The organism is Pseudomonas sp. GM84 (genome assembly GCF_000282535.1).
Taxonomy (GTDB): Bacteria; Pseudomonadota; Gammaproteobacteria; order Pseudomonadales; family Pseudomonadaceae; genus Aquipseudomonas.
Genome location: NZ_AKJC01000239.1, coordinates 1 through 12,684, shown reverse-complemented (window position 1 = coordinate 12,684; position 12,684 = coordinate 1). Strand labels below are relative to the sequence as shown.

The following is a 12,684-nucleotide window of genomic DNA, read 5'->3' as shown; positions in this document are numbered from 1 at the left end:
TTGCAACAAATGTAGGAGCGAGCTTGCTCGCGATGCGCCGCGCGGGCGGCGCTCGATCTCAAGGACACTGCAAAAATCCAAGGCAAGCACCCATCACCCAGCCTTGCGCAACGTCAGGTTGATCCGCCGCTCGCCCATCCTCGGATGCACACCAGGCTTGACCGGCAACACCCCATGAAAGCGCAACCGATCCTCACCCCCCCACACCAGCACATCGCCATGGCTCAGCGGCACCCGCTGGGTCCGGTCCGCACGCTGTAGCCCGCCAAGCAGAAACACCGCCGGCAAGCCCAATGACACCGACACGATCGGCTGCCCGAAATCCGCTTCGTCGCGGTCCTGGTGCAGGCTCAGGCGGGTGCCGGGCAGGTAATGATTGACCAGGCAGGCATCGGGCACGAAGGCTTCGAAACCTGCCGCCGCTGCCGCGCGCCCCGCCAGGTCGAGCAGGACCTGGGGCAGGGCGGGCCAGGGCTGGCCGCTGACAGGATCGGTGGGGCTGTAGCGATAGCCCTTGGCGTCACTGACCCAGCCCAGTGAACCGCAGTTGGTCAGCGCCACGGCCATGTTCAGGCCACCCGGCGTCTGCATGTGCCGGAACGGGGCGGCGCGCAGTACTGGGCGCAGGGCATCGAGCAGCGGCTCGATCTCGGTCAGGGCGAAGCCGGGCAGCAGCACGGTGTGGCTGGCCAGGCGTTGTGGCTGGGGGCCGAACAGGTCGAGGTCGGACTGGATCATGGTGGTGGCGCTGACGGGGTGTCTGGCCATTCTAGCGCTGTTGGCCTTGCTGGCCTATTCGCGGGGCAAGCCCGCTCCCACAGGTATACCGTTTTCCATAGCATTGTCGAAAACCTGTGGGAGCGGGCTTGCCCCGCGAATAGGCCAGCACAGGCAAAAAAGAACCGCGGCACCAGGGAGAGGGAAACCGCGGTTCAAGGGGGGAACCATTAACGCTGGGTAGCGGTAGCCGTGTTGCCGTTGCCCATCTGGCTGATGGTGGCGCTCTGGTTGGCGCCTGCCTGGTCTACGATCGCCTGGTTGCCCGTACCGCCCTGGGTCACGTAGGCGACGTTGGCGGTGTCGGCCTGCTTGATGGTCGCGGTGTTGCCACTGCCATACAGCTGGGTGGTGAAGCTCTGGTTGGCGTAGCCGGACTGATCCAGGGTGATGGTGTTGCCGCTGCCGGTCGTGGAGCCGAAGGCATAGTTTTCCGTGCCGCGCTGGTCGGCGACGAGGATGTTGTCGCTGCCGTTCTGCTCGAAGTACAGCTCGTTGTTGTTGTCGGCCTGCTTGGTCTCCATCGAGTTGTTCTTGCCGGTCTGGGTCAGAGTGGCCTGCTGGTAGGCGCCGTTCTGGGTCAGGTTGACGCCGTTGCCGGTGCCTTTCTGGTTGATCGCGGCGGTCTGGCTGTTGCCGAACTGGCCACCGAGCTTGTCACCCTTCCAGTTGCTGGCCATCACCTTGTTGCCAGTGCCCTGGGTGGTCACGGTCAGGCTCTGGTTGTCGCCGGTCTGGTAGGTGTAGTGCAGGTTGCCGGTGCCACTTTGGGAAATGCTGGTTTTCGAGTTGTTGGTCTCGAACTGATCCGACCAGCTGGCGTTGGTGTTGCCTTGCTGGTAAAGCGTCGCGGTGTTGCCCTGGCCGAAGCTCTGGTCGATGTAGGCTTCGTTGAGCTGGCCGGTCTGGCTGACGCTGGCGTGGCTACCCGTCTGGTTATCCTGCCAGACTTCCGCCGAGTTGCCGGTACCCTGCTGGTCGATGGTGAGCATGCCACCGATCCCGTCGCGCTGGTCACCATAGGCCCAGTTTTCCTTGCCCTGCTGGTAGATCTCGATGTGACCGTCGTTGTGGGTCATGTGCTCGGCGGCGGCGTAGTTGTCCTGACCGCCCTGGGTGATCTGGCTCTTGTTGTTGCTGCCACTGAACAACTGCTCGACGAACGCTTCGTTGCGCTGGCCGTTCTGCTGGGTGGTGGCCTGGCTGCCGAGCTGGCTGTCCTGCCAGACGGTCGAGCGGTTCTCGCCGCCTTGCTGGACCTGCAGCGACTGGTTGTTCTCGCCCAGTGACTGGCTGGCGAACGCATCGTTGAGGTTGCCGGTGGCCTGTTGGTTGATATGGCTGCCGTTCTCGAACAGCTGCTCGCCATAGCCTGCGTTGTAGGAGCCGTTGGCCGTCTGGTCGATGTAGCTGGTGCTGTTTTCCTGCACCGCCAGGTGGTTGTGGCCCTTGCCGGTCTGGGTCTGGGTGGCCGCGGCGAAGGGCGCGACGGTCTGCTTCACTTCGGCGATGTTCTGGTTACCGCTTTGCGACTGATTCGAGGTGCTGTCATCAGCCATGACCTGGCCAGCCAAGGCCAAGACAATAGCGGCACTTAAGGGAGCGAGCTTGAACATGGTGGTGCCTCCAGGTCTATCGGTATTGAGTGATCTGAACATGCTGGCCATTGCCAGCCTGGGTCACGGAACTGCTGAGGCCCGAGCCGGCTTGCACGATGCTGGCGCTGTTGTCGTTGCCGATCTGGTCGATGCTGGCGCTGTTGCTGGTGCCGCTCTGGCGGATCGACGCGCTGTTGCCATTTCCCTGTTGGCTGATGCTGGCCATCAGGTCACTACCTTCTTGCAGGATGTACGCCTCCTGCGCGCCCCCGGCCTGGACGATGCGGCCCAGCAGGGCCTGACCGTTCTGGTCGAGGGCGGCGCGGTTGCCCGAGCCTTGCTGCTCGATCACGGCCACCTGGCCCGCTCCAGCGGGCAGCAGGCGGATGATCACCGGGTCACCGAGGTCGCTGCCGGCGGCGAGGTCGGCGTTGTCCATCAGGTCGTCGGCCTGGGCCTGGCCAACCAGGGCCAGGCACAGCAGCAGCGGGTACAGGCGTTTCATGGCGTTCTCCTTGGCCTTACTGCACGGTCACGGCGACGGTGCGGCTGGTACCTTGACTGCTGGTGACAGTTGCCGTCGGGCTGGCGGTGGGGATCAGCGTGGTGCTGTTGCTGACCGTCAGGCGCCAGCGGCCGGTGACCGGTACCGTGGCGGTGCCGAGGGTCTGCACCCCGGTGGTGGTGGTGACACGCACGGTGATGGTGTTGCCGGTGGTCACCGAGGAGGTGCCGCTGATATCCCAGTTGTAACGGTTGTTCGAGCGAGCCAGCACGGTTGCTGCGGTGACCGCGAAGGTCTCTGCCGCTGGGCGTGGCTGCACGTTGACCGTGACGGTTCCGCTGGGGGACACCGCACCGAGCGAATCACGCGCCTGGTAGGTGAACGTGGTGGTGAAGGCCGTCGGAACGCTGGCCGGTGGCGTGTAGGTGATGGTGGTGCCGTCGCTGGTCACCGTGCCGCGACCCGGAGCCGGTTGCGAGAAGTTGGCAACCGCCAGCGGCAGGTTGCCTTCTGGGTCGGTGTCGTTGGCCAGCACGTTGATGGTCAGCGGCGCCGCCAGGGTGGTGACGGTTTCGGGGTTGGCGGTCGGCGCCTGGTTGGGCGCGACGTTGATGGTGACGTTGGTGACCGGCGATTTGAGGCCCTTGGCGTCCATGGCGCGGTAGCTGAAGGTGGCCACCAGCGGCTGGGTGGCACCGGCCGGTGGGGTATAGGTCACCTGGGTGCTGCCGTTGAGTACCACGCCACCCAGGCCGGTGCCCGGCTGGGTCAGGTCGCTGATGCTCAGTGGCACGTTGCCGTCCGGGTCGCTGTCGTTCTGCAGCAGGTTCAGGGTCAGCGGCACGCCGACGCTGGTGCTGCCGACATCGGCCTGGGCCAGCGGTGGTTTGTTCTCGGCTTCGACCGGCGCATTGCCGACCACCACCACGGGTTCCACGTCACTGCCGCCATGGGCGGATTTGACTGTCACGGTGGCAGGCGGCTGGTTCACGTCGTTGACCGTCAGGGTCTGCAAACCGCCGCCCTTGGACAGGCGGCCATAGCCCTGGGCGAGCATGTCAGGCAGCACGACTTCGTCGCTGGAGCGTGCTTCGATGACCAACTTCTTGCTGGCCCACTCGTAGCGCGCGGTGCTGATCTTGACCACGTCGATCGGTTTGCTCGACAGCGCGGTCGGCTGGGTGGTGGTGCCGTTGCTGGCGGTGACCACCACCACCGAGGGCGGTGCGGCCTGGCTCAACTGTTGGCTGAAGAACAGCCCGCGGTCGTCGGTGAGCATGTTGAACTGGCACGGTGAAGGCGGTGAGCCGACCAGCGCCAGACCGTTGCGCAGGCACAGGCTGGCGCTGGTCGGCGCCTTGGCGAATACCTCCACTCGGGTGCCGGTGCCGTTGCGCGAGTAGGTGGCCCGCTCCAGCGTCACCGGGGTTTGCGCGCGTCTGTCGAGGACCTTGCCGGAAAGCGTGAACAGGTTGGTCTCGATGGTGCCTGCAGGGCCCTGGATGCGCACGAAGTTGGTGCCGTTCGGGCTGCCGGTCACAGGCTCGGTGATGTTCGGGTCGCCGATGAAGGTTTCGACGGCGCCAGTATCCGGGTTGACCTCGGTATAGGCCGGGCCGTCCCGGTGCAGGAAGGGCCCAAGGGCGCCGTTGAGCGCACCGCTGAAGTTGCCGGGCGCGCCGATGCCGATATCGCGGGTGATGTTGATCGCCCGCCGTCCAGGCGCAGTGACGTTGACCGTCTCGACACCGTAAGGGTGGGTGATGGTATAGATGCCGGCGGTGGGCACCGACACGCGGATGCGGATCCGGGCGAAGCTCTGCTGGTCGCCATCGACCGGGTTCTCGGCCGCGAAGGCCGCCTCCAGGCCTGCGTCGTAGGCGTCCAGTTCGTAGCCACTGTTGCCGATTGCCGGGATGGTGGCCTCGGCCAGGAACCAGAACATTTCCGGTGGCCAGTTGTTGGGGAACACCAGCGGCAGGGCATCGTCGTAGACGCCCGGTTCCGGCAGCAGGGTGCACATGTAGGACGGTGCGCCCGGTGCACCTGCGACCCGTGAACTGGTGGCGCGCGACTGGCACAGTTCCAGCGACTGGTTGTTGGCATCCTTGTACCACAGCGGGTAGCCACCGGTGGCGAAGGTGTAGGGGCCTGGGTCGACCTCGGTGAGCTTGGCCCAGGCCGCGCTGGTGACAGTGAGGGAGAAACCGGCGGCTAACAACGCACGGCGTGGCCAAGTGTTCATGCTGCCTCCTTGAAGGCTGAGCCTTTGTCTGTTCATGGCACCAGCACCACGTCTTCGCTGTCGCTTCCGCCGTAGGCGCTGTCGACCTGCACCTTGGCCGGAGGGAGGGGCCTGGGGTTGGCGGTCAACGACTTCACCGCACCGTCACCACTGAGGTTGCCGAGGACTGTCCCGTTGCCGGTGCGCGCGGTGAGTGCGGGGGGTGACGTTTCGTCACTGCTGCTGGCGACCAGGGTCAGTTCGCCCCTGGCCAGGCTGTATTCGGCGCGGGTGATGGTGACCAGGTCGGTCAGCGGCAGGGCGGCGTTGGTTGCACTGCTGCTGGGGATCGCCACGCTGTTGTCGGCATTGATCTGCAGTACGGTGCCGGGGTCCGGGTTGATTGCCGATTGGGCATACCAGGTGCCGGTGCCGTTGGCTTCGGTCAGGGACAGGTTGGGGGTCTGGCTGGTGAGGGTGACGGTGGCAGGAGGAGGCGGCGCCAGCACGAACATGTCTTGCTGGGCGCGCAGGTCGCCGTTCTCCATGTGCCGCGAGTAGGTGCTGCGCTGAGGCATCAGCGGGGTGGGGCGGGCGATATCCGAGAGCTTGCCGGAGATGGAGAACAGCTCGGTGCGCAGGTCGATGCCGTTGGGGCCTTCGATGCGCACGAAGTTGGTGTTGAACGGGCTGCCGGTGACGCGCTCGTCCAGGTTGGGGTCGCCGATGAAACGCTCGCCGTTTTCAATGTAGGGGCCGTTGACGCTGCGCAGGAACGGGCCGACATCGCCTTTGAGCGCGCCACTGAAATCGCCTGCTCCGGCGATGCCGATGTCCCGGGTCATGTTGATCGCCCGGCGCCCGCCGGCCGGCACATCGAACACGTCGACACCATAGGGGTGGGTGATCACGTAGGTACCGGCGACCGGCACGTCGACGCGGATGCGGACCCGGGCGAAACTGACCTGATCGCCCTCGGCCGGCTCTTCGGCGGCGAAGGCTGCTTCGATCGCGGTGCCGAAGCTCAGGTCGATGCCGCGGGCAGCGTCGACGATGGCGGCGTCGGCGGTGAACCAGAAGGCTTCATCCGGGAAGTTGGTGGGGAAGACGATGGGCTGGGTGTCGTCGAACACACCGGGGGTGGGCAGCAATGTGCACATGTAGGCGGGTGCGCCAGGGGCACCGGCGACACGTGAGCTGACGGCCTTGGTCAGGCACAGGTCGAGGGTGCGGCCATGGGAGTCCTGGTACCAGGCGGCGAACTTGCCATTGGCTTGGATATAGGGCCCCGGGTCGACGGCGTACAACGCAGCCTGGGCCGGGAGCTGGAGCATGCTGGCGAAGATCGCTACAGCAAGCGGTTTGGGTAGCGGTCGGTGCATGAGTCAATTCCTCCTGCAAACGGGCCCATGGACTTGGGGCGTTTGGCAGAAGATCGGCAACAGCCGTGCCAAGTTTTTAAAATGAAGCTGCAGGCCTTGTGCGGCATGGGTTTGAGGTTGGCGGCAGGGTGGCTGTGGGCCTTCGGCGCATGGGGGCAGTCCCCCAGGATTGGGGGTTTGGGTTGGCGGTGGGGCATGACCGGAATGCGAAAACCAGCGCGATCCCTGTGGGAGCCGGCTTGCCGGCGATGAGGCCGGGGCAGGCACAAGCGGATGAACTGTCTGTTAGGGCCCTATCGCCGGCAAGCCGGCTCCCACAGGTAAGGCCCAGCTTTCAAAGCCTGTGGGCAAGGCGATCTTCACGGGTGACGCCCAGAGAAAACTCCCGCACACTGCGGAAAAAAATCCCAAGCCCGTTGCCCCTTACCGTGAGGCGGCACAGCTGGAGTAGAAAATGGCGCGACAATTACCCATAACAAACGCCCAAGACCCGCTGAACGAATCCCGCCAGGCCCGCCTGCGCCTGGCCAGCGAAGGCGAGCTGCCGCTGGGCATGCTGCGCGACGAAATCGACGCTTCCTGGCGCCGCAGCCTTGGTCATGGCCTGGATTGCCTGCAGGGCGAACAGGTCGGCCTGGGCCTGCAGCAAGGCCACGACCTGCGCACCCTGCTTGAACGCAACCGCCTGCTGATGGACGCCGTCACCCCAGAGCTCGACTACCTGGTCGCGCGCCAGGGCAAGGCCGGCATCATCATCCTCGGCGACGCCCAGGCCAACGTGCTGGCCATCGAAGGGCAAAAACACGTGCTCGAACGCGAAGGCCTGCGCGACCTGCACCCCGGCAGCTGCTGGAGCGAATCGCTGCGCGGCACCAACGCCATCGGCACTGCCGTGGTCGAGGGGCGCCCGACGCTGATCAACTGCGGCGAACATTACCTGGACCGGCTCAGCCCGTTCTCCTGCACCTCGGTGCCGCTGCGCGACCCGCACGGCGAGGTGATCGGCGTGCTCGACATCACCCGCGAAGGGGTGATGGCCCAGCCCCAGGACAGCCTGTCGATGCTGATGCTGGCCGCCGGCAATATCGAAAGCCGGATGTTCAGCCTGTGCCACCCGCAACACCTGGTGCTGGCCTTCCACAGCCGCCCGCAATACCTCAACAGCGCCTGGCACGGCCTGCTGGCGCTGAGCCTGGATGGCGAAGTGCTGGCCGCCAACGACAACGCCTGCCAGTTGCTGCAGGTATCACGCCAGGGCCTGCTCGGCCGGCGCAGCAGCGACCTGCTGGGCGAGCGTTCGCCGGCCTTCATCGCGCGCTTGTGGCAGGGCGGGGTGAGCAGCGTGCAGACCGCCAAGGGCGAGTTCTTCTTCCGTGCCTTGCAGCTGCCACGCCACAGCCAGATCAATGGCGCCAGCGCGCCCGGCAAGCCGACCCTGGCCAACAAGTCGCCGGCGCTGGAGGCATTGGCCGGTGGCGATGCCCGCCTGACGCGCAACCTGCGCATGGCGCGCCAGGGCCTGAGCAGTGGCCTGCCTGTGCTGCTGCTGGGCGAGACCGGCACCGGCAAGGAGGTGGTGGCACGTGCCCTGCACCAGGCGGGCCCGCGGGCCGACAAAGCCTTTGTGGCGGTCAACTGCGCGGCCATCCCGGAGGGATTGATCGAATCGGAACTGTTCGGCTACCGCGACGGCGCCTTCACAGGCTCGCGCCGTGGCGGCATGGTCGGGCGGCTGATGCAGGCCCATGGCGGCACGCTGTTCCTCGACGAGATCGGCGACATGCCGCTGGCCCTGCAGGCGCGCCTGCTGCGGGTGCTCCAGGAGCGCCGGGTAGCGCCGCTGGGCGCGGGCGACGAGCAGGACATCGACGTGGCGCTGATCTGCGCCACCCACCGCGACCTCAAGCGCCTGGTGCAGGACCAGCATTTCCGTGAAGACCTGTACTACCGGGTCAACGGTGTGTCGCTGCGCCTGCCGGCGCTGCGCGAGCGCGATGACCTGGCATCGATCATCGAAGGTCTGCTGGACAAGGCGGGGGCCAAGGGTGTCAGCCTCGACCCGGCCCTGACCGCGCTGCTCGAAGGGTTCGACTGGCCGGGCAACATCCGCCAGCTGGAAATGGTGGTGCGTACCGCCCTGGCCATGCGCGAAGACGACGAGCCAGTGCTGACCCTCGACCACCTCACCGACTGCCTGCTCGATGAGCTGGCCAGCGGTAGCGCACCTTCCGGGAGTCTGAAGGACACCGAGCTCGAGCTGATCCGCAACGCCCTGGCGCGCCACCAGGGCAATGTCTCGGCGGCCGCCGAGGCGCTGGGCATCAGCCGGGCGACCTTGTACCGCAAACTCAAACAGTTGCGCGGCTGACATGGGCGGCTTGTTCTCACGGCTGGTGGAGTCCAGCGACCCTGTGCTCATGCGCCAGGCCCTGGCCTGGCTGTATGGTTTCGTGCGCCCGCAGCGGCGTGCCATCGGCGTGTTGCTGGGGCTGTCCCTGGGCGCATCGCTGCTCGCCCTGGCACAACCCTGGCTGGTCAAGACACTCATCGACGAGGGCCTGCTGGCCAAGGATTACCAGACCCTCTGGCACATGGCGGCGATCATGATCGTCGCCGGGCTGCTCGGCACCGTGCTGGCGGGCGTCAACCGCTACCTGCACACGCGGTTGTCCGGGCGCATCCTGTTCGCCCTGCGCGACGACCTGTATCGCCACCTGCAACGACTGTCGCCGACCTTCTACGGGCGCCGACGCACAGGTGACATCCTGTCCCGGCTGGATGGCGACGTTGCCGAGATCCAGCGCTTCGCCGTGGATTCGCTGTTCTCGGCGGTGTCCGCGGTGATCGGCCTGGTCGGTGCGGTGGGCCTGATGCTGATGCTCTCCTGGCAACTGTCGCTGCTGCTGGCGCTGCTGATCCCGATCGAGGTGCTGTGGCTGCGCTGGATGCGGCGCAAGGTCGAGCGCGAGGTGCGCAGCCTGCGCGAGCGTTCGGCGGATGTCTCGTCGTTTCTGGTCGAGACGCTGCCGGCGATGAAATTCATCCAGGCCGCCGGCCAGCAAGACCGCGAAGCCGGGCGCCTGGATCAGTTGGGCCAAGGCTACATGCGCCAGCTGCTCAAGGTGCAGGTCACCGAGTTCTTCACCCAGGCGATCCCCGGCACGCTGACGTCGTGGTGCCGCGCCTGTGCGTTCCTGGTAGGCGGCTGGTGGGTGATCCAGGGCACCTGGCAACTGGGCGCCCTGATCGCCTTTTCCACCTACATGGGCATGGCCGTCGGCCCGGTGCAGAGCCTGTTGGGGCTGTATGTGGCGGTGCAGCGCATGGCGGTGAGCCTGGGCCGGGTGATGGAACTGAAGCAGGAAGCCGTGGCGGTGCACGAAGCGACTGACCCTCGGCCGATGCCGGCGGGGCCAGGCGAGCTGCGCCTGGAAGGTGTGCGCTTTGCCCATGACGGCCGCCAGGGCGCGGTGCTGGACGGCGTGGATGCCTGCCTGCCGGGCGGCCTGAAGGTGGCCATCAGCGGTGCCTCGGGCGTGGGCAAGTCGACCCTGATCGACCTGTTGCAGCGCTTCTACGACCCGGATGCCGGGCGCATCCTGCTGGACGGCGCCGACTTGCGCGAGCTCGACCTGGCCGCCGTGCGCCAACGCATCGCGGTGGTCAGCCAGGACATCGTGCTGTTCCGTGGCACCCTGGCGCAGAACCTCGCCTACGGTGCGCCCCAGGCCAGCCGCGAGGCGCTCGAGCGGGTGGTGCGGCTGGCCCATCTGGACGCCTTGGTAGAGAGCCTGCCGCTGGGCCTGGACGGCCTGCTCGGTGAGCGCGGCCAGCAGTTGTCCGGTGGCCAGAAGCAACGCATCGCCATCGCCCGCGCAGTGCTTCAGGCGCCGTCGATTCTGGTGCTGGACGAAGCCACCTCGGCGGTGGACGAAGCCACCGAGCGCGAAGTGATTGCCGCCATCGACGAACTGTTCGCCGGGCGCACGCGCATCCTCATCAGCCACCGCGCCTCGACCCTGGCCGATGCCGACCTGCGCCTGCACCTGCAGGACGGGCAGTTGCGGGTGTTGCCGCAGGAGGTCATCAAGCATGGTCACTGAAGTGCGGGTCGGGCTGATCGACAGCGGTTGCACTGCGGCCCAGGCCGAAGGTATGCAGGCGGCGCGCCGGTTCTGGCTGGAAGAAGGAGTGCTGCGTGAAGGCGAATTGCAGCCGGATCGCCTGGGCCATGGCAGTGCCGTGCTGGCGCGCCTGCAAGCCGAGGCGGGCAGGGTGCCGCTGCTGCTGGCCCAGGTGTTTGGCGAACAGGGCAGCACCAGTGCCCTGCAGGTGGCTGCGGCCTTGCTGTGGCTGGCCGAGCAGGGCGCCACGCTGATCAACCTCAGCCTCGGGCTGCAGCAGGACCGCCCGGTGCTGCGCCAGGCCTGCGCCGAGGTTCAGGCTGCGGGCGTGCTGTTGTGCGCGTCCAGCCCTGCCCAGGGCGCGGCGGTCTACCCGGCCAGCTACCCCGGGGTGATCCGCATCACCGGCGATGCCCGCTGCGCGCCGGGCCAGTGGTCGTGGCTGGGCAGTGCCCAGGCCGACTTCGGCGGCCATGTAGGCGAACGCAGCATGGCCGGCGCCAGCCTCGGCTGCGCGGCCGTGGCCGGGCGCATCGCTGCGCTGCTGCAGCAACAGCCCGGCCTGGAGCGCCAGCAGGTGCTGGCCTGGTTGCAGGCCCACGCCAGTTTCATCGGCCCGGAGCGGCGGGGGGCTGGGGATGCATGAGCCACGCATTCTGGTGCTGGGCGCCGGCCCGGCCGGCGCGGCCACTGCGCTTGGCCTGCGCCGCCTGGGCTACCCGGTTACCGTGGTTTCCGACTGGAGGCGTTTTGCGGCGCTCGAAGGGGTTTCCCAGCGGGTCCTGGAGGGGCTGCGTAACGCTGGCCTGGGCGCCGCCTTGGCAGAAGCGGCGATGCCGGCGACCCGCGAGGTGCGCTGGAACGGCCAGCACCTCAAGCTGAATCAGGAATTTCTGCTCGACCGGCAGTGCTTCGACCGTGCCCTGCGTCTTGACCTGGAACGGGCAGGGGTGTCCGTGGTCGGGGGGCGCGTTCGCGAAATAACCCGCAAGGGCGTGTACTGCATCAGCCTGGACGACGGGCAGGTGCTGCAGGCCGAGTTCCTGGTCGAAGCGCGTGGCCGCCAGGCACCGCTGGCGGCAGACCGTCTGCGCGGCCCGGAGACCGTCAGCCTGCTGAACCTCTGGCAGGGTGAGCCGGGTGCACCGGCGTCTGCCGTGGAAAGCCTGGATGAGGGTTGGGCGTGGATGGCCAGGCGTGCCGATGGCCGCTGCTACTGGCAGATCACCCTGGATGCTGCCGGGTTGCCGGGCAAGGCCGGGCTGCCCGAATACTGCGCCGAGCGCCGTCGCGGTTCGGCGTTGGTGGCCGAACTGTTCGGCGCCCGTGCGCTGGAGCCTGCGCAAGTGCATGCCCGCAGCAGCACGGCGATCCTCGCCGGCGAGTGCGTGGGGGATGACTGGATACGGGTGGGGGATGCCGCCATGGCGGTTGACCCATTGTCGGGGAATGGGATTTTCCAGTCGTTATCTTCGGCGTTGCAGGCGCCTGTGGTGGTCAATACGCTGTTGCGCAAGCCTGAGCGGGCGGCGCTGGCCAAGCGCTTTCACCAGCAGCGGGTCGAGCAGCTGTTCCTGCGTTTTGCCCGGATCGGGCGGGATTTCTATGGCCAGGAGCAGACGCGTGCGGGGCTGGCGTTCTGGGGCCGACGTCGGGGTTGGCCGGATGCGCAGCCGCTGCATCTGGACGCGGATTGGGCGGCGGTGCGGGTGGAGAAACGGCCTGTGTTGCGGGATGGCTTGGTGGACGAGGCCGAGGTGGTGGTGACGGCGGATCAGCCGTTGGGGATCTGGCATTTGCAGGGGGTGGCGCTGGCGCCGGTGGTGCGCGGGCTTTGCAATGGGCTGGGTATAGAGGACGTGTTGAAGGATCTGCCTTTGCAGCAGCAGGGGATGGTGCGGCGGTGGCTGGGGGAGCAGGGGTGTGGCTGAGGTTGTTTGGTGTTGCCAGGTGCATGTCTTGGGTTTTGCGGTGGGGCGTAAATCGAGCGCCGCCCGCGCGGCGCATCGCGAGCAAGCTCGCTCCTACATTTGTTGCAACGTGCCACGGTCTGTCAGGCCATGGTTGTCCGCTT

General features: G+C 66.9%; 9 protein-coding genes. 4 read left to right on the top strand and 5 right to left on the bottom strand.

All coding sequences use genetic code 11. From position 1 onward, the window contains the following. Positions 1–93: 93 nt before the first annotated feature. From alkB to PMI38_RS19160, 5 genes are all read right to left on the bottom strand, one after another. On the bottom strand, positions 94–738 hold the full coding sequence (gene alkB / locus PMI38_RS19180; protein WP_008097358.1) for a DNA oxidative demethylase AlkB: 645 nt from the start codon (positions 736–738) through the stop codon (positions 94–96). Between the two features lie 209 nt (positions 739–947). After that, positions 948–2,393 (bottom strand): curlin, encoded by a 1,446-nt coding sequence (locus tag PMI38_RS19175; RefSeq protein WP_008097357.1) that lies wholly within the window; start codon positions 2,391–2,393, stop codon positions 948–950. Between the two features lie 16 nt (positions 2,394–2,409). Further along, complete coding sequence (locus tag PMI38_RS19170) at positions 2,410–2,880, bottom strand: curlin (protein WP_008097356.1); 471 nt, start codon at positions 2,878–2,880, stop codon at positions 2,410–2,412. A gap of 16 nt (positions 2,881–2,896) precedes the next feature. Continuing rightward, positions 2,897–5,125 (bottom strand): Ig-like domain-containing protein, encoded by a 2,229-nt coding sequence (locus PMI38_RS19165; protein ID WP_008097355.1) that lies wholly within the window; start codon positions 5,123–5,125, stop codon positions 2,897–2,899. 32 nt (positions 5,126–5,157) lie between these two features. After that, positions 5,158–6,486 carry a hypothetical protein gene (locus PMI38_RS19160; RefSeq protein ID WP_008097354.1) on the bottom strand — a complete coding sequence of 443 codons (1,329 nt, stop codon included), beginning with the start codon at positions 6,484–6,486 and terminating at the stop codon, positions 5,158–5,160. A 454-nt stretch (positions 6,487–6,940) separates the two neighbouring features. Here PMI38_RS19160 and PMI38_RS19155 point away from each other — a divergent pair, with 454 nt between their 5' ends. From PMI38_RS19155 to qhpG, 4 genes are read left to right on the top strand one after another with little or no spacing between them, the layout of a single operon-like run. After that, on the top strand, positions 6,941–8,854 hold the full coding sequence (locus PMI38_RS19155) for a sigma-54-dependent Fis family transcriptional regulator (RefSeq protein ID WP_008097353.1): 1,914 nt from the start codon (positions 6,941–6,943) through the stop codon (positions 8,852–8,854). A 1-nt stretch (position 8,855) separates the two neighbouring features. Further along, positions 8,856–10,589: an ABC transporter ATP-binding protein gene (locus PMI38_RS19150; RefSeq protein ID WP_008097352.1), complete on the top strand. Its 1,734-nt coding sequence runs from the start codon at positions 8,856–8,858 to the stop codon at positions 10,587–10,589. Then, entirely contained in the window at positions 10,579–11,256 is a 678-nt protein-coding gene (gene qhpE / locus PMI38_RS19145) for a subtilisin-like serine protease QhpE (RefSeq protein WP_008097351.1), read from the top strand. The genes PMI38_RS19150 and qhpE overlap by 11 nt, the downstream gene beginning before the upstream one ends. After that, positions 11,249–12,541 carry a flavin-dependent monooxygenase QhpG gene (gene qhpG / locus PMI38_RS19140; RefSeq protein WP_008097350.1) on the top strand — a complete coding sequence of 431 codons (1,293 nt, stop codon included), beginning with the start codon at positions 11,249–11,251 and terminating at the stop codon, positions 12,539–12,541. The genes qhpE and qhpG overlap by 8 nt, the downstream gene beginning before the upstream one ends. The last annotated feature ends 143 nt before the right edge of the window (positions 12,542–12,684 follow it).

What these genes read in the sequence shown, in the direction of transcription:
- alkB (WP_008097358.1), bottom strand. Translation starts at nt 738, where the DNA reads ATGATCCAGTCCGACCTCGACCTGTTCGGCCCCCAGCCACAACGCCTG.
- qhpE (WP_008097351.1), top strand. Translation starts at nt 10,579, where the DNA reads ATGGTCACTGAAGTGCGGGTCGGGCTGATCGACAGCGGTTGCACTGCG.
- qhpG (WP_008097350.1), top strand. Translation starts at nt 11,249, where the DNA reads ATGCATGAGCCACGCATTCTGGTGCTGGGCGCCGGCCCGGCCGGCGCG.
- PMI38_RS19150 (WP_008097352.1), top strand. Translation starts at nt 8,856, where the DNA reads ATGGGCGGCTTGTTCTCACGGCTGGTGGAGTCCAGCGACCCTGTGCTC.
- PMI38_RS19165 (WP_008097355.1), bottom strand. Translation starts at nt 5,125, where the DNA reads ATGAACACTTGGCCACGCCGTGCGTTGTTAGCCGCCGGTTTCTCCCTC.
- PMI38_RS19155 (WP_008097353.1), top strand. Translation starts at nt 6,941, where the DNA reads ATGGCGCGACAATTACCCATAACAAACGCCCAAGACCCGCTGAACGAA.
- PMI38_RS19170 (WP_008097356.1), bottom strand. Translation starts at nt 2,880, where the DNA reads ATGAAACGCCTGTACCCGCTGCTGCTGTGCCTGGCCCTGGTTGGCCAG.
- PMI38_RS19160 (WP_008097354.1), bottom strand. Translation starts at nt 6,486, where the DNA reads ATGCACCGACCGCTACCCAAACCGCTTGCTGTAGCGATCTTCGCCAGC.
- PMI38_RS19175 (WP_008097357.1), bottom strand. Translation starts at nt 2,393, where the DNA reads ATGTTCAAGCTCGCTCCCTTAAGTGCCGCTATTGTCTTGGCCTTGGCT.